Below are 18,831 nucleotides of genomic sequence, written 5' to 3' on the forward strand. Positions count from 1 at the left end.
CGTCATTCCCCCTCCCGGAAGGGCGACCCATGAGAGAGTCCGGGTGCCCCTTCCCGGGCAAAGAGGGCATATTCCACGAATATCCCATGATTCTCACGCGGAAGGATGTGGGGGTATGGCAGCCGGTGCGGGAGCGGCGGTCGGCGGAGGAGCGGCGGCCAAGCGCGCCTTCGACGTCCTGGGCGGGCTCGCCCTCCTCGCCGCCCTGTCCCCGCTGCTCGCCGCCGTCGCCCTCTCCGTCGCGCTCGGCTCGGCGGTGCCCGGCCGCGGGGTGCTGCGCCGCCGGACGGTGGCGGGCCTGGGGGGCCGGCCCTTCACGATGCTGACCTTCCGCACCAGGAGCCCGCTGGCCGCGCTGCCGCTGCTGCTGCACGTCGTGACGGGCCGGATGTCGCTGGTCGGACCGTGTCCCCTGACCCCGGGCCACCGGGAGTGCGCGGGCGAGGGGCGCCGCCGGCTCTCCGTGCGGCCGGGGCTCACCGGGCCGTGGCAGATCAGCGGACGGTCGGACCTGCCGTGGGAGGAGCGGGAGCTGCTCGACCTCCACTACGTGGACCACCACTGGCTGGGGACGGACCTGCTCGTCCTGGCGCGTACCCTTCCAGCAGTGCGCAGACGCCGTGCGGCGGGCCGCGTGGCGGGCCGTCCGGCGAGGGTCGCGTGAGCTCCGGCGGGAGCCACCCGGGCTCCGGCGGGCTCCGTCCCGGCCGTGGCGGGGGACGCCCGTGCTCCGGCAAGGGTTGCCTGAGCGACACAGATCACCGCGAGGTCCCCTGCATCAGGGGGCCCCGAACGGGTAATCTCAGCACGGACTAAATAAGTTACCGCTTAGTAGGCTCAGCTCAGGCACTGAGCGGGCCCGCTCGAGGAGCCCGTCATGCAACTCGCCGCGATCATTGTGTCGCTGACGCTGACCGTGGTCGGCGTGGCCCTGCTGGCTCGTGCCATCGGCCAGTTCGTCCGGTACTTCAAGCTGGGCCAGCCCGTCCCGGCCGGGACCCGGACCGACAACCCGTACCAGCGCAGCGTGACCCTGGTCAGGGAGTTCCTCGGCCACACGCGCATGAACCGCTGGGGCGTCGTCGGCTTCGCCCACTGGTTCGTCGCGGTCGGCTTCCTGACCCTGCCGCCGACCCTGGCGCAGGCCTTCGGCCAGCTCTTCCAGGCCGACTGGACGCTGCCGGTGATCGGCGGCTTCCTGCCGTTCGAGCTGTACATCGAGTTCATCGGCGTGATGACGATCCTCGGCATCGCGACCCTGATCGTGATCCGCCTGCTGAGCCTCCCGGGCCGCGCCGGCCGCAAGTCGCGCTTCGCCGGCTCCAAGGCGGGCCAGGCCTACTTCGTCGAGTACGTCATCCTCACCATCGGCCTCGCGATCTACGTGCTGCGCGGCCTGGAGGGCGCGATCCACCACGTCGAGCACTACGAGGCCGCGTACTTCGCCTCGTACCCGCTCGTCCTGGCCTTCAAGGGCCTGAGCCTGGGCGTCCTCCAGAACCTCATCTACTTCACCGCCATGGTGAAGATCAGCACGTCGTTCGTCTGGATGATCGTCGTCTCGCTCAACACCAACATGGGCGTGGCCTGGCACCGCTTCCTCGGCTTCCCGAACATCTGGTTCAAGCGCGAGGCCGACGGCTCCACCGCGCTGGGCGCCCTCCAGCCGATGACGACGGCCGGCAAGGAGATCGACTGGGAGGACCCGGCCGAGGACGCCGTCTTCGGCGTCTCCCAGGTCGAGCAGTTCTCCTGGAAGGGCCTCCTCGACTTCTCCACCTGCACCGAGTGCGGCCGCTGCCAGTCGCAGTGCCCCGCCTGGAACACCGGCAAGCCCCTCTCCCCCAAGCTCCTCATCATGTCGCTGCGCGACCACGCGCACGCCAAGGCGCCCTACCTGCTCGCGGGCGGCGGCAAGACCGTGGAGGGCGACGAGAAGGCGACCGAGGAGCAGCTCAAGGACGTCCCCGCCGCCGCCCTGGCCGAGGCCGAGCGCCCCCTCATCGGCACCGCCGAGGAGAACGGCGTCATCGACCCCGACGTCCTGTGGTCCTGCACCACCTGCGGCGCCTGCGTCGAGCAGTGCCCGGTCGACATCGAGCACATCGACCACATCGTCGACATGCGCCGCTACCAGGTGATGATCGAGTCCGCGTTCCCGTCCGAGGCGGGCACGATGCTCAAGAACCTGGAGAAGAAGGGCAACCCCTGGGGCCTGGCGAAGAAGCAGCGCGTCGAGTGGACCAAGGAGGTCGACTTCGAGGTCCCGATCGTCGGCAAGGACGTCGAGGACCTCTCCGAGGTCGACTACCTGTACTGGGTCGGCTGCGCCGGCGCGCTCGAAGACCGCGCCAAGAAGACGACGAAGGCCTTCGCCGAGCTCCTCCACATCGCGGGCGTCAAGTTCGCGATCATGGGCGGCGAGGAGAAGTGCACCGGTGACTCGCCCCGCCGCCTGGGCAACGAGCCGCTGTTCCAGCAGCTCGGCCAGGAGAACGTCGCGATGCTGAACATGGCGTTCGGCGAGTCCCTCGACGAGGACGGGGGCGTGGACGAGTCGACGAAGAAGCCGAAGTCGGCCAAGAAGATCGTCTCGACCTGCCCGCACTGCTTCAACACCATCGCCAACGAGTACCCGCAGCTCGGCGGCGACTACGAGGTCATCCACCACACCCAGCTGCTCCAGCACCTCATCGACGAGGGCAAGCTGATCCCGGTGACCCCGGTCGAGGGCCTCATCACCTACCACGACCCCTGCTACCTGGGCCGCCACAACAAGGTCTACACGCCCCCGCGCGAGATCATGTCCGCCGTCCCCGGCCTGCGCCAGCAGGAGATGCACCGCCACAAGGAGCGCGGCTTCTGCTGCGGCGCCGGCGGCGCCCGGATGTGGATGGAGGAGCGGATCGGCAAGCGCATCAACAACGAGCGCGTCGAGGAGGCCCTGTCCCTCGACCCGGACATCGTCTCCACCGCCTGCCCGTTCTGCCTCGTCATGCTGACCGACTCGGTCAACGGCAAGAAGAACGACGGCAAGGCCAAGGAGTCCGTCACGGTCGTCGACGTCGCCCAGCTGCTCCTCGACTCCGTGAAGAACCCGGTCGACCCGGAGCCGGCGGAGGAGACCGAGCCGGAGCCGGAGCCCGCCGCGTAACGGCATCGCGTACGAAAGGAAAGGCCGCCCCGCACGTCCTGTGCGGGGCGGCCTTTCCCGTACGTACCGTCCCCTAGGGGATGTCACAGGTCAGCCGCAAAGGAGCGCCCCACCGGCGGAAGCGGGTACGTTCATTGACGTGGCTGGATTCAGGAACGGACGCGGCCGGAACAACCGCTCCCCGCAACAACGACCGCAGCAGGCGCCGTACGGGTACGACGCGGCCCCGCCGCACGCACGGCAGCAGTGGCCCCGGCAGGACCAGGGCCGGGCGCCGTACGGGCAGCAGGGCGGCCATCAGGGTGACCGGCAGCCCTACGGCGAGCCGGAGTACTTCGGCGACCCGTACGGGCAGCAGCAGCACCCGCACGCGGCCACGGCGAACAACCCGGGCCACACGCAGATGTTCAGCGTGGACGACCCGTACGGCCCGGCCACGGACCACCACGCCGGCGCGGCCCCCGTCCCGACGGGCCCCCGGCTCCACTGGAAGGCCCTCCTGAGCGGCATCGTGCTGCGCCCCGCCGACACGTTCCTGCGGACGCGGGACCACGCCGTCTGGGGCCCGGCGCTGATCGTCACCTTCCTCTACGGCCTGCTGGCGATCTTCGGCTTCGACAAGGCCCGCGACGAGGCGATCGACGCGACCCTGTCGACGGCGGTCCCGTACGTCCTGATGACCGCCCTCGGCTTCGTCCTCGGCGGACTGATCCTGGGCGCGGTCACCCACACCCTGGCCCGCCAGCTCGGCGGCGACGGCTCCTGGCAGCCGACGGTCGGCCTGTCGATGCTGATCATGTCGGTCACGGACGCGCCCCGGCTGGTCTTCGCGCTCTTCCTGGGCGGCGAGAACGGCCTGGTCCAGGTCATCGGCTGGCTGACCTGGCTGGCGGCGGGCGCGCTCCTCACCGTGATGGTGAGCCGCTCCCACGACCTGCCGTGGCCGAAGGCGCTGGGCGCGTCGGCGATCCAGCTGGTGGCGCTGCTGAGCCTGATCAAGCTGGGCACGCTGTAACGCGCACGGACGTGGAGGAGGCCCCCGCCGGCGTCCGGCGGGGGCCTCCTCCACGTCCCGGGGCCCGGGGCCCGGCGTCTCAGCTCAGGCGTCGAGGACCTGGCCCTCGCGCCGGACGACGGGCGGCTCGACCGACCAGGGGAAGTTGATCCACTCGTCGGTCTTCTTCCACACGTACTCGCACTTCACGAGGGAGTGGGACTTCTCGTAGATGACGGCCGAACGGACCTCGGCGACGTGGTCGACGCAGAAGTCGTGGACGAGCTTCAGGGTCTTGCCGGTGTCCGCGACGTCGTCGGCGATGAGCACCTTCTTGTCGCTGAAGTCGATCGCGTTGGGGACGGGCGCCAGCATGACGGGCATCTCGAGGGTGGTCCCCACGCCGGTGTAGAACTCCACGTTCACCAGGTGGATGTTCTTGCAGTCGAGGGCGTAGGCCAGACCGCCGGCGACGAAGACGCCGCCGCGGGCGATGGAGAGCACCACGTCGGGCTCGTAGCCGTCGTCGGCGACGGTCTGCGCCAGCTCGCGGACGGCGAGGCCGAACCCCTCGTACGTCAGGTTCTCGCGTACTTCACTCATGACTGCGACCGCCTCACACCTGGGTCCGATGGAAGTTCATGTACGAGCGGGAGGCCGTCGGTCCCCGCTGGCCCTGGTACCGCGAGCCGTACCGCTCGCTCCCGTACGGGAACTCGGCGGGCGAGCTCAGCCGGAACATGCAGAGCTGGCCGATCTTCATCCCCGGCCAGAGCTTGATCGGCAGGGTGGCGAGGTTCGACAGCTCCAGGGTCACGTGCCCGGAGAACCCGGGGTCGATGAACCCGGCGGTCGAGTGCGTCACCAGCCCGAGCCGCCCGAGGGAACTCTTCCCCTCGAGCCGGGACGCGATGTCGTCCGGGAGGGTGATGACCTCGTAGGTGGAGGCGAGCACGAACTCGCCCGGGTGGAGGATGAACGCCTCGTCGCCCTCCGGCTCGACCTCGCGCGTCAGGTCGAGCTGCTCGGTGGCGGGGTCGATGTGGGGGTAGCGGTGGTTCTCGAACACCCGGAAGAAGCGGTCAAGCCTCACGTCGATGCTCGAGGGCTGCACCATGGATTCGTCGTACGGGTCGATGCGCACCCGTCCGGCGTCGATCTCGGCCCGGATGTCCTTGTCTGAGAGAAGCACGCCCCCACGATACGCAGGGGGCGCGGGCCCGCCCCAATCGGCGGGGCCCCGCGCCCCCGGTCCTCCTGCTCAGCTCCGCTCGAGCTCCACCGGCACGGCGTGCCGCAACCGCGCACACCGCGGACACCGGATGAGCCGCCCGGGCCCGATCCGCCCGGCCCCGAGCTGCTGGAGCGGGAACGAGGCGGTACTGAACACGTGCCCCTCGGCACAGCGGACGACGGTGCGCTCCATGGAACCCATCAAGTCCCTTCCCCTACACATGCGGTGAACGAGACAGCCACATTAGGCGACCGCGGACCCCACCCCGGGACGGCACTCCGCACACGCGCCGGAACGAAGGCGACTTCGCCTCGGGTGGCACATGGGGTACAGTGTGCAACGATGCGGCAGAGATCATCGGGCCGCTGTGCGGATGTAGTTTAATGGTAGAACATGAGCTTCCCAAGCTTATAGCGCGGGTTCGATTCCCGTCATCCGCTCCACTGCAAAGCCCCAGGTCGGCGACCTGGGGCTTTCTCATGGGCACGCGATGACGCGTGCGATGCCCGCCCACCCGGCGGAGGGCAGGTTCCCACCCACGACCAGGACGGCGAGGACGGCCGACACGGGGGGCGGTGTTGCCGTGTCGGGCTCTGTCGCTGTCGCAGAGACCCCATGTCCCCAAAGAGCGTTCGGCTCCGGCCAGGTCAGCGACGCGGCCCTGACCCGGGGCCGCAGCCCGCTTTCAGGCGGGCCTGACGACGTCCAGCCGTTCGGGCGACGGATCGTATCCAGCCGCCTTGTACGTGGCGACGGCGCCGACGTTCGAGCTCTCGGCGGCGACGAGCGCGCTGGAAGCACCCATCTCGCGCAGCATCGCCGCAGCGGCGACGCTGATCGCCGTCCCGTGGCCGCGACCGCGATGGTCGGCGTGGACACCCATCGGCTCCAGAAGACCCGGCCTTCCCGGTCCGGCCGACCAGACCGTCGCGGCGGCCACCGCGTTGTCCTGGTCGTCGTAGCCGATCAGGCAGCGGGCATCGGCGTACACCGGCCCGGCCGCCAGGACGTGCCAGACCTCCTCGGTGAACACCGGGCTGCCGAACGCCGAGCGGTGCACCGCGGTCCGCGTTGCCGCCGTCCGCGGACCGGCCACCTCGATACGCAGCCCAGAGTCCTCCACCGGCTTGGAGAGGTCGCGGCGCAGCGGCGTCCACGGCTCGTCCGGGTTCCAGCCCGCCTCAAGGAGTACCTCGCGGAGCAGGGCTCCGTCGGGGACCTCAAGGCCGACCTTCCCGGGTGGCAGGACCCTGCGCTCCGGATCATCGAGGTCCGCCAGCAGCTGACGTGCCAGGGCCTCGTTCTGTCGCAGGTCCGGCGCGGTCGTAAGTCGCAGCACATCGGGGCCGTCCAGGTAACCGACGGCAATGATCCGCCCGTCCGCGCTCCAGGTGCGTACGGCACCCGCCAGCTTCTCCGCGCCCAGGGCCCAGGCCCAGCCGAGGTCCCCCGGGTGGAGCTGCAGCGGCGTCCGGTCGTCCTGCCATGCGCGAAGCGCGTCCACGGCCCCGGTCAGCTCGTCGACGCCGGGCTCGTTCAAAACGATCGTCATATCCCCCGTACCCCACACCACTGCGGTAACCGGTCGCACCCGATTTTTCACCGAACCAGTATTCCCACAGGTCAGATGCCCTTGGTCCATCCAACTGCCGAGTGATTCCCAAGCTCGTGGCGCGGGTTCGATTCCCGTCATCCGCTCTTGCGTGAAGCCCCGGACCACTGGCCCGGGGCTTCTTCGTTGTCCGAGTCCGTCCAGGGGCCGCGCACCACGCGTGCGCCACACGCTCTCCGTGGCGTCCGTCCTGCGGCCTTCTCGCGGACCGCCCGCGTCGCCCCGTCGAGGTCGGCCACCGCTCCCCCACCCCTCGCGATCCGGGCCCCGGACAGGACGCCTCGAGCCCGCGTGCCCGCGCGAGGTCCGCCCCCGGCCGTCCGTGCGCCCGGTCGTCGCCCTCGTACGCCGACGGGACGCTTCGGCACCGGGGCCCACGGGCGAGATCAGGCTCCCGACGGAGCGTCATGACCGGTGGACGGCGAGGAAGACGGCTGCGCAGTGGGCGGCGAAGGCTGCCACGGTCAGCGCGTGGAAGACCTCGTGGAAGCCGAACCAGCGGGGCGAGGGATCGGGGCGCCGGAGGGCGTAGACGACCGCGCCCGCGCTGTAGAGAAGGCCGCCGGTCACGATCAGGGAGACCACGGCCGCCCCGCCACCCCGCAGGAAGTCGGGCAGGTACCCCACGGGTGCCCAACCCAGGGCCAGGTAGCAGGGGGTGTACAGCCAACGGGGAGCCCCGACCCACAGGACACGGAAGGTGATGCCGGCCAGCGCGCCCGTCCACACGGTCCACAACAGGACGGACCACTGGTCGGGAGAGAGCAGGAGGACGGCGAGCGGGGTGCACGTGCCGGCGATGATCAGGAAGATGTTGGCGTGGTCGAGGCGACGCAGAACGGCCTCGCCGGGTGGCCCCCAGGTGCCGAGGTGGTAGACGGCACTGGTCCCGAACAACAGCCAGGCCGTGGCGGAGTACACGGTGCAGGCCAGCACGGCCCGCGGCTCCCCCGCACGGCAGATGAGGACGATGCCCGCCACCAGCGACACGGGGACCATGCCGGCGTGGAGCCAGCCGCGCAGCCTCGGCTTGGCCTGTTCCGCAAGCTCGGCGGCCAGTTCGGCCGGACCGGCGGCGGGACGGGCGCCCTCGGCGGCACCGTCGTGACGCGGTCCGGGGGCGGGACCGGCCGGCCCGTGCCCCACGACCGCCGGTGCGGAAGGGCCACTGCCGGCTTCGGCGCCATCTCGGGACACCGCCTCCTCCGGTCCCGAACCGGTCCGTCGGGGATCGCGGGCGACCATGTGCACATCGTAGGAGCCCGCCCGGAGGAGATCCCGGAACCCCACCCCGCGGCACTCCGCTTGACGAGCTCCGGCCCCGCAGGCGGCTCCCCGCCGTCGAAGCGCGTCGGGCCGACCGGCCGGGTCGGGGCGGACGCCTGGGAACCGCCTGGCGGAAACCCTTTCGCCGGGAACCACTCGTCCGGCCGCGGGGCGCAGTAGGCTGGGATTACCGGAAGTAACTCGTACATCCGCCGCCATGCGGACGTCGTTTCCGGCGATCAAGACACTGGGCCGCTCCGCGGAGCGGCCCGGGAATGGGTCCGCGATCATGACCACCGTCGCTCCGCCGCTCCCGGCACGTCTGACCCTGACGCCGGGGACCACCCCCGCCTTGTTGGACGGCGCATGGTGGCCCCGCTCACGCGATCTGGCAGTCGAGCTTCCGTCGCTGGTCGACGCGGTGCGGGACCGCTTCGGGCGCATCACGCGCGTCACGGTGAACCCCGCCCGCTGGCCCGTCGTCCCCCACAAGGTCCCCGCCACCGGGCACACCGTGCACGTGGGCTGGTTCACCGAACAGGACCCCGACAAGATGATCCTGCTCTCCTACGCCGTCGGCCGCTGCGACCTGCTGGTGATCCCGCCCGGGACCGAACCCGCCGCGGCAGCCCGGCTCATGGCCGCCGCCACCGTCCCCGGCGGCGTCCTCACCGCCGGCGCACTGCTGTCCGGCGAAGCCGTGGCCGGCCGCGGCGCACGGGACGCCCGAAGCCGCGAGGACTCCTGGGAGACCGATGGCGGGGCCGCCCCGCCGGCCCTCCGGCACCCGGTCGTCGGGGCACGGATGATCTCCTTGCCGGGAAACGTGCGGAGGTGACGACGTGGAGATCCTGATCACGCTCGCGGCGGGAGCCGCCCTGATCGTGCTCGGCCTGTTCCTGATCCACCGGCTCAACGCCCAGCACGACGCGCGCATCGCGGCCCACCGCTTCGGCGATCCCTTCCCGGCCGTCGCCCGGCCACCGGGTCACAGCACCCGCAGTTCGTCGGGACAGGCGCCCGGCCGCAGACGCACGGGCATCCGGTCCTGACCCTCGAACCACTCCTCCGGCCGAAGGCCGCGGGCGGTGCATCCGGCACCCGGGACGACCCGCCCGGCGGCCCGCTCCACCTTTCGTCACCAACCCACCCGAAGTCATGCAATGGAACCAGGATCGAGCACTCTCACGTGCGGCGATCCGGAAGGGCGGCCCTGGCGTAGTGAACGCGCCGGGGCCGTTGTGACGACCGCCGCCGCGAGGTTCCCGTGTCCACGAACCGAGGCACACCATGGTCCTCCTCATTCTCCTGCTGATCGCCGCGATCACGCTGATCGTCATCGGCGCGGCCGTCGACGGGATGCTGTACCTGGCATCCATCGGCACGCTCCTCCTCGTCGTGGGCGCCCTCTACCTCGCCGTGAGGTCGGTACTGCACCGCCGGCGCCCGGCGCACTGAGGCCCTCTCCCCACCGCCCCCCGGACCGAGCGCGACGCGTGGCCGGGCCGACGGGCACGCGCACCGGTCGCGCGCCCTCGTCCGCTCTCGTACGAAGCCCCGGGTCGGGCGGCCCGGGGTCTCGCCCCCACCCGGACCCCTCCAACCGTCACCGGGCCGCGTGACGGCAGGCGGAGCGGCGGGAGCACAGGGCCCGGTTTCCTTTCGCGGTCCGGGTCATGACGGTTCCTCGGGCCCGGTCGTCGGGGAGGGAAGGACGGCGACGAGGATCTCGGCGGCCCGCGCCACGTTGTCGGCACGGACCGCACGGGCCATGGCCGTGCGCGCGGCCTCGGGCTCGGTGTCCGGCGGCACCACCATCAGCGCGAAGTGGTCCTCGTCGCCGCGGGTGATGAGGACGGTGTCGTCGCCGACGGGGAAGGAGTCGAAGTGGACGACCCGGCCGTCGACGGTCAGACGGGTCGGGATGCCGTTCCAGGCGGAGGCGTCCAGGCCGACCCGGGTGAGGGGGCCGAGGTGCTCGGTCAGGGCGGTGACCAAGGGCGGGAACTCCCGTTCGACGTCGCGCGTGCGCGGCCACCACGCGCCGTCGAGGAGGCCCTGCCGGGACCGCGTCGTCTCCAGGCGGAGCAGGGCGGTGCCCGGCCGGACGGCACGGTGGGCCTCGTCGGGCAGGAGGAGCGGGGACGTGGGGGAAGTGCCTGCGTCGGTCATGACCGGTCCGCCTGTCTGCAGGAGGTCGCTGCCGCCCGGGGTGTGACCGCGACGGGTGCGGACCGGCGGTGCGGGGCCTCGTTTCCTTCACCGTACTCCGGGGGTTCCGCGCGTGCGCCGCTCCGTCGACGCAGGAGGTCGGCACCACCGGGGACGTACGGTGGACGTACCGGGAAGCGCGCCGGGCCCGCTCCGGGCGCTCGCGGACGCGTCCCGGGTGAAAGGACGGTGCCCGCCGTGGAGCACAACGACCCCGAAGCCCTGCCGGCCCCCGGACACGCCGAGGTGCGCGTCGTCGCCGCCACCCCGGACGCCGCCCGCGCGGTGGCGGAGGTCCTCCGCCACTGCTTCGCAGGCGGCGAGCAGCGCAGCTACCCCGCTCCGGACGGAGGCGTCCGCCTCCACCTCACCGTCGACACCACTCGCACCGCCGGCCCGGCCCGGTCCTGGCTCTCCACCAGCAGGCCCCCGAGCGGCACCGGCCCCCACTCCGAGGAACCCTGACCGGTTCCCGACGGCAGGACGGTACGACGTCCTCCCCCCGACGGATACGCGTGGCGGCCCCGGCCGCCGTGCAGCATCCTGGAAGCCGCACCACGATGCCGCCGGATCGGCGTGCCGGCACCGGCCCCGGTCGTCGCCCCGCCGCCCGTCTGGAGGCCCCGGATGACCGTCGGACGGTACGAGCACGGGGGCCCCGACCGCTCGGAAGGCTTCGGGGAGGCGCTGCTGGGCGGGCTCCTGGACCGCGCGCACGAGCTGCCGCCCGACCGGGTCGGACCCGCCGTCGCCGACCTGCTGGCCCGGCTCGGGGGCCGGGAGTCGCAGATCCTGCTCCAGGACTACGGGCAGCAGAGGCTGGTGCCCCTTCCCGGGGAAGGACTGGCGGGCGGCGAGCCGCTGCCGGTCGACCACTCGGATGCCGGCCGGTGCTTCCTCACCTCACGCCCGGTCGAGACCGCGTCGGCCGAGGGGGTACGGGTCCACCTGCCCCTGCTGGACGGCGGCGACCAGGCCGGGGTCCTGGCCGTCACCCTGGACGCGGTCGACGACGACGACCGCCGCATCCTGCGCAGGGTCGCGGGTCTGGTCGCCGACCTGTTGCAGACCAAGAACGGCTACACCGACCTCTTCTTCCGCACCCGCCGCGGCGAACCGATGAGCGTCGCCGCGGAGATCCAGTGGTCGCTCCTGCCGCCGCTGGCCATGTCGATGCCCCGCGTCGCGGTCGCCGGGGTCCTGGAACCCGCCTACGACGTGGCCGGCGACAGCTTCGACTACGCCCTGAACGGCGATGCCCTCCACCTCGCCGTGATCGACGCGATGGGACACGGCCTGGACGCGGCGACCATGGCGACCGTGGCCATCGGCGCGTACCGGCACGCCCGCCGGATCAGCGTCGAGCTGTCCGAGATCTACCTCTTCATGGACCGGGCCGTGGCCGAGCAGTTCGCCCCCGACCACTTCGTCACCGCGCAGATGATGCGGCTGGACACGGACACCGGCCGCCTCCAGTGGGTCAACGCCGGGCATCCCGCCCCCATGCTGGTCCGCGAGCACCGCGTCGTACGCCGCCTGGACAGTCCCACGACCCTCCCCGTCGGCTTCGGAGGGGACCAGCCGCAGATCGGCGAAGTGACGCTCGAACCCGGCGACCGCGTCCTCTGCTTCACCGACGGCCTGGTCGAGGAGCACGAGAGCGGACGGGAACAGTTCGGCGAGGACCGGTTGATCGACTGCGTCCACCGACTGGACCGGGCCGACCGGAGCGTCCGTGCCGTGGCGCGCGACCTGTCCCACACGCTCGTACGCGCCCGTGACGGGGCCACCACCGACGACGCGACGCTCGTCCTCGTCGAATGGCGTGGATGACGGAAACCCCTCGTGTCCGGCGGCGCGGCCGCGAGGAGGGACCCGGTCGTACGCCCTCGCCGGGCTCCTGCGCGGAGTGCGTCGGAGGTGCCCGGAGCGCCTCGTACGTACCCCTCACGGAAGCCCGGGGACGGGTCGGCCTCATGACCGGCACCTACCTCCCACCCGCCCGGCACGCCCGGTGCCGGCACCGCGAGCCTCCCCGGCCGGCCCGCCGGACGGCGCCCGGTGGCCGTACTCGCGCGATCTCGCCGCCGAACCGCCCCCTGTCGGGAAGCCGTCCGGCCGCCGCGTCCCGTTCGCCTCCGGCACCGTGCCCCGGCCGTGCCCTTCAAGGCGGTGAACAGCGGTCAACTGGGGTGCTCGGGGAGTGTTCGAGAGCATTCGAAAAGCCGTCTCGGAGCATGTTTTCGCAGCTCGAGCCAGGGTTGGCCAAGTCGAGTGACGGTGATTCCCAAGCTTATAGCGCGGGTTCGATTCCCGTCATCCGCTCTTCTGCGAAGGCCCCGGTCGGAGACCGGGGCCTTCGTCGTTGCGCGTCGACCCGCGGTCCGGCATCCCGGCCGGTCGCATGCCGTCGCCCGCACCGCCGCCGCGAAGGCGAGGGCCGGTGCTCTCCCCTCCGTCGGCACAGTCGCGGACCGCCTCAACCATCCTTGACCCGCTGGGTAGACGTGGTTACGGTCTACGGCGACATCGCGTGTCGGTCACCGGCTGGGTGAGACATGGAGGTGTCGGGACATGCCTTCGGAGGCATTCCTTGTCAGTCGAGTTGAACCACACGATCGTCCACGCCCGGGACAACCGGGAGTCCGCCGAGTTCTTCGCGGGCCTTCTCCGTCTTGAGATCACCGCCGAGTGGGGTCCGTTCGTCGCGGTCGGCCTGGCCAACGGCGTCACCCTGGATTTCGCCACCGTCCCCGCGGACGACATCACCCCCCAGCACTACGCCTTCCTGGTCTCCGAAGAGGAGTTCGAGGCGGCGTACGCGCAGATCAGGCAGCGCGGCATCGAGCACTACGCCGACCCCCGGCGGAAGCAGCCCGGCGAGATCAACCACAACGACGGCGGCCGCGGCGTGTACTTCATGGACCCGGCGGGTCACGCCATGGAGCTCATCACCGTGCCGTACGGCGGCTGGCCCTCGTAACCGCGTCCCCCGACGACCGCACCCCTTGCGGGGTGCGGTCGTCGTCCGCCGTCCGTCCCCCACGTGCTCGCCGCCGGTGACCCGCGACAGGCACCACGGAGTTCGGGCGCCGCAACGTCCTCTACGCCTAGGACCCCAGCGCCTGGTCGTCGACAGGCACTGCGCGCTCGCCACGGGAACCCGTTTCCCGATGGCCGGCGCCGAGCATCCGACGACGGGGACGTCCACCCACCCGTTCACGGTGTTCGGCGGCCGCTGGGCCGAGGAGACCCTGGACGTCGTCACCGCCATGTCCCGCCGCGGCCACCACGGCACGTCCGTGCGTCACGGGCATCGCGGCGGAGCATCCGGACGCGTCAGCTCCGCGCGGTGTCGTCGCCCGTCTGTCCGGCGTCCTCGGCCGTGTGCGTCTTCTCGCGCATCTTGCGCACCAGCTCCGCCTTCTGTTCGGCCGCGTTCCGGCGGTCGAGGTTGCGGTGCGGTCCGTTGTCCTGCCGTTCGGCGCGGGACAGCTTCTTGCGCTGGCCGCCGCCCTGGCCCACGGGGTTGTTGATGTTCTTGCTGTCGGTCACGGGTTCTCCCGGTGGTGGTGCGAAGTGGTCCGAGGGCGCGTCGGCGAGGGACGGACGCGGTGGTGTCGAAAGGTGTTCAGCGGAGGCCCGTCACGCCCTCGTCCCCGAACCGGCTGCTGGAAGAACACGACGAGGACGTTACCCGGTCCCACCCGCTCCACGCCCCCGCGTCACCGTCCGTACCCGATTACCTCACCTTCCGGCTCGCGAAAATCTGTCACGGCCACAGTAGACATTGGGCGTGGGTGGAGATATGTTTTCTCTCGTAACCGAGAAAGACGACAGGCCTGGCAGAGACGAACTGCCGGCGAGCGGTATCAGCAGTGCACGCAGTCGCAGGACGGTACGGCGGTGGAGTCCCGAAGCCAGGGTTTTCGCAGGACGGCGACGGGACTGACGGCCGGACCGGGTGGCCCGCAGTGATCAGGGGCCGCCGGCACGGGATCGCGGTCGTGACAGACGCGGTGCTCGTGGACGCAGTACCCGGCGGTGAAGCCGGTGAGCGGTATTTCAGCAGTGAGCAGTTGATCACCGAGAAGAGAACGGAGGAGCGAAGCGCCATCGGGATCGCCCGGACGGAAGTGTCCCGTCCGGGTACCGCAGGACATCGTCAGTGAGGTGGTCTCCGGTCGAGCAACCGCGATCCCCGCGGCCCCGGGAGCAGTCGTACCGGGCCCGCGGACACATGAGGCCGGCGCAGTATCAGGGCCGGCAGGTGGTGTAGTAGTTCCTTCGGGGCCCTGGTGCCGTACGGCACCAGGGCCCCTCGACGCGTTCCAGAGAGAGGTGCAGATGACAGCGGACGACACACGCGGGCGTCTCGACGACGACGACTATCCCGCCTACACCATGGGCCGGGCCGCCGAGATGCTCGGCACCACTCCCGCCTTCCTGCGCGCCCTGGGCGAACACCGCCTGATCACCCCGCTGCGCTCCGAGGGCGGCCACCGCCGCTACTCCCGCTACCAGCTGCGCATCGCCGCCCGCGCCCGCGAACTCGTCGACCGGGGCACCGCCCTCGAAGCCGCCTGCCGCATCATCGTCCTGGAGGACCAGCTCGAAGAAGCCCAGCGCATCAACGCCGAGTACCGCCGCGCCACCGGATCGGCCGAGCCGCCGGCCTCCGCCTGAGACGCGTCCGTCCGGCGCGCCGACGGACCTTCCCCGGCGCGGCGGTCCGTGCGCCCGGGGCGCTCCAGGCCGTCGAGCTCTCCGTAAGGGGCCGCTCGGGCCGTGAGCGACGTGAGCAGCGGGAGACGTGAGCGACGGAAGCGACGTGGGCCGGAGGAACCGGGCGGGAAATGCCGCATGACGTCGAAAGCCTCGCCGGGGAGGACCGGCTGCGGCTCCGGGCGGACACCTGGGGCGAGCCGTTCTTCGCCTGGGAGGACCTGCGCCGGCTCCTCCGCGTCTGCGGCGCGCGCACGGTGGCGGACCCGGTGCTCGTGAGGCCGCCGGTCCGGGCCGGGGAGGCCTCCGTGCGACCGGGCCGTTCCCTCCTCACACCGTCCGGTTCCGCACGGGGAGCGGGGCCCGTGGATCGTCGATGTCGACCGTGACCTCGAAGCCCGAGGTGGAGGTGAAGGCGGCGACGCTCCCGGACAGCCGGACGCGCGAGAACGGATTGGATTCCGAGAAGAACACCGCCCAGACCAGCGCGCGGTCGGTGGTCAGGCGCGCGAGGAACCCCTCCGATCCGTGGGAGCCCTCGCCGCCCCACAGCAGGCCCCCCTCTCCCAGGTCGGCGACGGCGAGGCCGTCGACCGAGGAGACCCGGGCGGGATCGGCCTCCAGCACCTCGCCGAGGTCGAAGGGGGCGAGCACCGCGAAGCCCCCCGGCGCGGCGGGGTCGAGGACGACGCCGTAGGAGCGTCCGTCGGCGTAGTGGAGCGCGTCCTCGGCGGGAAGCGCGAAGTCCTCCCACAGGCGCGGGAGGGGCCCGTGTCCCCGGGATCGGCTCATCTCTTCGGCTCCTCCTTCTTCCCGGTGGGCCCAAGGGGGCGGTCCGTCCTGGACGTTCGCCGACTACTGGGCGGACTTCCCGTGGTCCCCGGCGCCGGGGCGGCCGGGCGTCGCTCCAGTACGGCTCCGGAGCGGCGGGCGACCAGGGTCGCCGCGTGGTCCCACGGCCTCGTCGGGCCGGGCGACCCAGCGGTCGCGGTCGACGGTCCCCCCAGTCGTCCTGGACACTGCGCGGGACGGACCTCCGCTCCGGACGGTTTCCACGACCGCGGGCCGGAACGGTCCGGTCGGCCGTGCTCGTGCGTCGCGACGCGATTGTTCCTGTCCGGGCCCCCGTAACCTTCCGAAGCCCCGTGCTCCCCTCCCCCGACGGGGTGCGATTCCATCGCGTGCGGGGAAAAGCGGCAGGGCCTCGAATTCCCGCCCCCGGCCCGGCACTTCACTTCGCTCCCCCGGACCGGCCCGGCACTTCACTTCACTTCACTTCAGAGGAATTCAACCACCTGGGAAAGAAAGAGAGTTGCACGAGAGGAAGACCTCATGACCGCCCCCACCCCGCAGGACCTCGTCCGCGAGTTCCACCGGGCCTTCGGCCTCGGCACCGGCACCGGCCGCCACGGGTCGCGGAGGTCCTGGCGCGCCAGGGTCGTCGGGAGGAAGAGGGGGCCTGAGCCGCCGGCCCCGCCGCTCTCCCGGAGGGTGCGGCGGGGCCTCCTCCGGGGGCCCGGCGGCCGTCGCCCCCTCCCCCGAGTCCTCCGGTCGCCGCGCCTCGGTGCGGGCACGGGCCCACGCGGGGTGGCACATGACGGGTTCCCCCTTCCGTTCCGGCGGGTCAGCGGAGTTCCTGGACGCGGATCAGGTTGCCCGCCGGGTCGCGGAAGGCGCAGTCGCGGATGCCGTACGGCTGCTCCGTCGGCTCCTGGACGACCTCGGCCCCGGCGGCCCGCACCTTCTCGAAGGTGGTGTCGAGCGCGCGGGTGGCGAGGAGGATCCAGCCGTACGTGCCCTTGGCCATCATCTCGGTGACGACGCGGCGTTCGTCCTCGGTGACGCCGGGGTCGGCGGCGGGCGGCGCGAGCAGGATCGACGTGCCGGGCTGCCCGGCCGGGCCGACCGTGATCCAGCGCATGGCCCCCTCCCCGACGTCGCCGCGCACCTCGAAGCCGAGGGCGTCGCGGTAGAAGGCCACGGCGGCGTCCGGGTCGTCGTGCGGGAGGAAGGTGGTGTGGATGGTGAGGTCCATGGACATCACGCTAGCCCCGCCCTGCCGGGCGCCGCTTCTCGAATCCTGACCGGCGCCGGCCGGGCTCCGGCCCGACGCGGGTCTCCGGCCCGACGCGGGTCCGGCCCCGTCTCAGTGGTGGAAGCCCGCCCGCTCCGAGTCCGCGGGCTTGCCCTTCCTCAGGCGTTCCAGGGAGTCGCGCATGTCCCGGGCGAGCAGGTCGACCTCGTCCCGGCCCACCCCGTGCCGGATCAGGACCCGCTGGATGACGGTCTCCTGCCGGTCGGCGGGCAGCGGGTACGAGGGGACCTGCCAGCCGCGCATCCGGAGCTGGTCGGACAGGTCGTACAGGCTGAAGCCCGCGCCCGCCGGATCGGTGAGGGTGTACGAGACGGCCGGCAGCGCCCCCTGCCCGTCGTAGAGCAGGGTGAACGGGCCCATCTCCGCCACCTGACCGGCCAGGTAACGGGCCGTCTCCGCGCACACTCCCTGGACCCGCCGGTAGCCGGCCCGGCCCAGGCGCAGGAAGTTGTAGTACTGGGCGACGATCTCGCCGCCGGGGCGGGAGAAGTTGAGGGCGAAGGTCGGCAGGTCCCCGCCGAGGTAGTTCACGTCGAACACCAGGTCCTTCGGCAGCAGGTCGGCGCTGCGCCAGACCGCCCAGCCCACGCCGAGGGGCGCGAGGCCGTACTTGTGGCCGGAGGAGTTGATGGAGGAGACCCGTTCGAGCCGGAAGTCCCAGACCAGGTCGCGGTGCAGGAAGGGGGCGACGAAGCCGCCGCTGGCGGCGTCCACGTGGATCGGAACGTCGAGCCCCGTCTCCCGCTGGATCCGGTCGAGCTCGGCGGCGATCTCCGCGACCGGCTCGTAGTCGCAGGTGAAGGTGACGCCGAGGATCGCGACGACGCCGATCGTGTTCTCGTCGACGTACTCGCGGAGCTGGTGCGGCCGCAGGCCGGTCGCGCCCTCCTCCAGGGGGACCTGGCGCAGTTCGACGTCGAAGTAGCGGGCGAACTTGTCCCAGCAGATCTGCACGGGCCCGGCCACGATGTTGGGCCGGTCGACGGGCTTGCCCTCGGCCCGGCGCCGCTCCCGCCAACGCCACTTCAGCGCCAGGCCGCCCAGCATGGCGGCCTCGCTGGAACCGGTGGTGGAGCAGCCCATGGCACGGCCGCCCCCGGCCTCGGGGGCGTTCCACAGATCGGCCAGGATGTTCACGCACCGCGCCTCGATCTCGGCGGTCTGCGGGTACTCGTCCTTGTCGATCATGTTCTTGTCGAGGCACTCGTCCATCAGCCGGCGGACCTCGTCGTCCGACCAGGTCGTGCAGAACGTCGCCAGGTTCTGCGCCGCGTTGCCGTCGAGCAGCAGCTCGTTGTGGAGCATCGCGTAGACGGCCTCCGGCATGGAGGGCTCCTCGGGCATGCGGTACTTCGGCAGGACCCGCTCGCTGAGCGGTGACGCGAACACGTCCGTCCTCGCGTCAGTGCTCGTCGGGGCCTTCATCTCGTGGAGCGCCACGGCTTCCCCTTCACTCGACAGCTCGACAGCTCGACGGCACGCCCACCGCGGACGGACCCGTGCCCCCATCAACCCACGGGGGGCGGGGCGGCGCCCGGCA

Annotated in this window: 19 protein-coding genes and 1 tRNA gene; 11 read left to right on the top strand and 9 right to left on the bottom strand. The window is 71.7% G+C overall.

The window, feature by feature from the left end:
* Window positions 1-115: 115 nt before the first annotated feature.
* From ACIQKA_RS16070 to ACIQKA_RS16080, 3 genes are all read left to right on the top strand, one after another.
* Complete coding sequence (locus ACIQKA_RS16070; protein WP_383150067.1) at window positions 116-664, top strand: sugar transferase; 549 nt, start codon at window positions 116-118, stop codon at window positions 662-664.
* Window positions 665-877: 213 nt separating this feature from the next.
* Window positions 878-3,154, top strand: a complete 2,277-nt coding sequence (locus ACIQKA_RS16075; protein ID WP_402541295.1) for a (Fe-S)-binding protein — start codon at window positions 878-880, stop codon at window positions 3,152-3,154.
* A 139-nt stretch (window positions 3,155-3,293) separates the two neighbouring features.
* Window positions 3,294-4,169, top strand: a complete 876-nt coding sequence (locus ACIQKA_RS16080; RefSeq protein ID WP_402541297.1) for a YIP1 family protein — start codon at window positions 3,294-3,296, stop codon at window positions 4,167-4,169.
* Window positions 4,170-4,253: 84 nt separating this feature from the next.
* On the opposite strand, the gene ACIQKA_RS16085 is transcribed toward ACIQKA_RS16080, so the two are convergent.
* Both ACIQKA_RS16085 and dcd read right to left on the bottom strand, forming a co-directional pair.
* Window positions 4,254-4,751 carry a phosphoribosyltransferase gene (locus ACIQKA_RS16085; protein ID WP_383152644.1) on the bottom strand — a complete coding sequence of 166 codons (498 nt, stop codon included), beginning with the start codon at window positions 4,749-4,751 and terminating at the stop codon, window positions 4,254-4,256.
* A gap of 13 nt (window positions 4,752-4,764) precedes the next feature.
* On the bottom strand, window positions 4,765-5,340 hold the full coding sequence (gene dcd, locus ACIQKA_RS16090) for a dCTP deaminase (RefSeq protein WP_362104232.1): 576 nt from the start codon (window positions 5,338-5,340) through the stop codon (window positions 4,765-4,767).
* A gap of 411 nt (window positions 5,341-5,751) precedes the next feature.
* Between dcd and ACIQKA_RS16095 the strand changes: the two genes are divergently transcribed.
* A tRNA-Gly gene (locus tag ACIQKA_RS16095) sits at window positions 5,752-5,825 on the top strand.
* A gap of 242 nt (window positions 5,826-6,067) precedes the next feature.
* On the opposite strand, the gene ACIQKA_RS16100 is transcribed toward ACIQKA_RS16095, so the two are convergent.
* Both ACIQKA_RS16100 and ACIQKA_RS16105 read right to left on the bottom strand, forming a co-directional pair.
* Window positions 6,068-6,934 carry a GNAT family N-acetyltransferase gene (locus ACIQKA_RS16100; RefSeq protein WP_402541299.1) on the bottom strand — a complete coding sequence of 289 codons (867 nt, stop codon included), beginning with the start codon at window positions 6,932-6,934 and terminating at the stop codon, window positions 6,068-6,070.
* A 465-nt stretch (window positions 6,935-7,399) separates the two neighbouring features.
* Window positions 7,400-8,239, bottom strand: coding sequence for a hemolysin III family protein (locus ACIQKA_RS16105; protein ID WP_402541300.1), 840 nt, complete (start codon window positions 8,237-8,239; stop codon window positions 7,400-7,402).
* A gap of 310 nt (window positions 8,240-8,549) precedes the next feature.
* Between ACIQKA_RS16105 and ACIQKA_RS16110 the strand changes: the two genes are divergently transcribed.
* The 3 genes from ACIQKA_RS16110 (at window position 8,550) to ACIQKA_RS16120 (ending at window position 9,718) form a co-directional block, all read left to right on the top strand.
* Entirely contained in the window at window positions 8,550-9,098 is a 549-nt protein-coding gene (locus ACIQKA_RS16110; protein WP_402541301.1) for a DUF5994 family protein, read from the top strand.
* A gap of 4 nt (window positions 9,099-9,102) precedes the next feature.
* Window positions 9,103-9,312, top strand: coding sequence for a hypothetical protein (locus ACIQKA_RS16115; protein ID WP_381613873.1), 210 nt, complete (start codon window positions 9,103-9,105; stop codon window positions 9,310-9,312).
* A 238-nt stretch (window positions 9,313-9,550) separates the two neighbouring features.
* Window positions 9,551-9,718: a hypothetical protein gene (locus tag ACIQKA_RS16120; protein WP_167308916.1), complete on the top strand. Its 168-nt coding sequence runs from the start codon at window positions 9,551-9,553 to the stop codon at window positions 9,716-9,718.
* A 216-nt stretch (window positions 9,719-9,934) separates the two neighbouring features.
* On the opposite strand, the gene ACIQKA_RS16125 is transcribed toward ACIQKA_RS16120, so the two are convergent.
* On the bottom strand, window positions 9,935-10,432 hold the full coding sequence (locus ACIQKA_RS16125) for a DUF5994 family protein (RefSeq protein ID WP_402541302.1): 498 nt from the start codon (window positions 10,430-10,432) through the stop codon (window positions 9,935-9,937).
* Between the two features lie 237 nt (window positions 10,433-10,669).
* Between ACIQKA_RS16125 and ACIQKA_RS16130 the strand changes: the two genes are divergently transcribed.
* From ACIQKA_RS16130 to ACIQKA_RS16140, 3 genes are all read left to right on the top strand, one after another.
* Window positions 10,670-10,936 (top strand): hypothetical protein, encoded by a 267-nt coding sequence (locus tag ACIQKA_RS16130; RefSeq protein WP_062754037.1) that lies wholly within the window; start codon window positions 10,670-10,672, stop codon window positions 10,934-10,936.
* Window positions 10,937-11,098: 162 nt separating this feature from the next.
* A complete protein-coding gene (locus ACIQKA_RS16135) occupies window positions 11,099-12,304 on the top strand; it encodes a PP2C family protein-serine/threonine phosphatase (RefSeq protein WP_062754034.1) in 1,206 nt (401 codons plus the stop codon).
* Window positions 12,305-13,064: 760 nt separating this feature from the next.
* Window positions 13,065-13,454 (top strand): VOC family protein, encoded by a 390-nt coding sequence (locus tag ACIQKA_RS16140; RefSeq protein WP_383152653.1) that lies wholly within the window; start codon window positions 13,065-13,067, stop codon window positions 13,452-13,454.
* Window positions 13,455-13,810: 356 nt separating this feature from the next.
* Here the strand turns inward: ACIQKA_RS16140 and ACIQKA_RS16145 are convergent, their stop codons facing one another.
* The gene (locus tag ACIQKA_RS16145; protein ID WP_383152654.1) at window positions 13,811-14,026 is read right to left on the bottom strand and encodes a DUF6243 family protein; all 216 of its coding nucleotides are present in this window, start codon (window positions 14,024-14,026) and stop codon (window positions 13,811-13,813) included.
* A 792-nt stretch (window positions 14,027-14,818) separates the two neighbouring features.
* On the opposite strand from ACIQKA_RS16145, the gene ACIQKA_RS16150 reads away from it, so the two are divergent.
* Complete coding sequence (locus tag ACIQKA_RS16150) at window positions 14,819-15,157, top strand: MerR family transcriptional regulator (protein ID WP_383152655.1); 339 nt, start codon at window positions 14,819-14,821, stop codon at window positions 15,155-15,157.
* Between the two features lie 369 nt (window positions 15,158-15,526).
* Here ACIQKA_RS16150 and ACIQKA_RS16155 read toward each other — a convergent pair whose 3' ends face one another.
* The 3 genes from ACIQKA_RS16155 to ACIQKA_RS16165 form a co-directional block, all read right to left on the bottom strand.
* Window positions 15,527-15,988 (bottom strand): hypothetical protein, encoded by a 462-nt coding sequence (locus ACIQKA_RS16155; protein WP_402541305.1) that lies wholly within the window; start codon window positions 15,986-15,988, stop codon window positions 15,527-15,529.
* A gap of 832 nt (window positions 15,989-16,820) precedes the next feature.
* Complete coding sequence (locus ACIQKA_RS16160) at window positions 16,821-17,231, bottom strand: VOC family protein (RefSeq protein WP_383152658.1); 411 nt, start codon at window positions 17,229-17,231, stop codon at window positions 16,821-16,823.
* A gap of 111 nt (window positions 17,232-17,342) precedes the next feature.
* Window positions 17,343-18,731 carry a glutamate decarboxylase gene (locus tag ACIQKA_RS16165; protein WP_383152659.1) on the bottom strand — a complete coding sequence of 463 codons (1,389 nt, stop codon included), beginning with the start codon at window positions 18,729-18,731 and terminating at the stop codon, window positions 17,343-17,345.
* Between the last annotated feature and the right edge of the window lie 100 nt (window positions 18,732-18,831).

Origin of the sequence: Streptomyces sp. NPDC092045 (assembly GCF_044756005.1) — a bacterium.
Classification (GTDB): Bacteria; Actinomycetota; Actinomycetes; order Streptomycetales; family Streptomycetaceae; genus Streptomyces.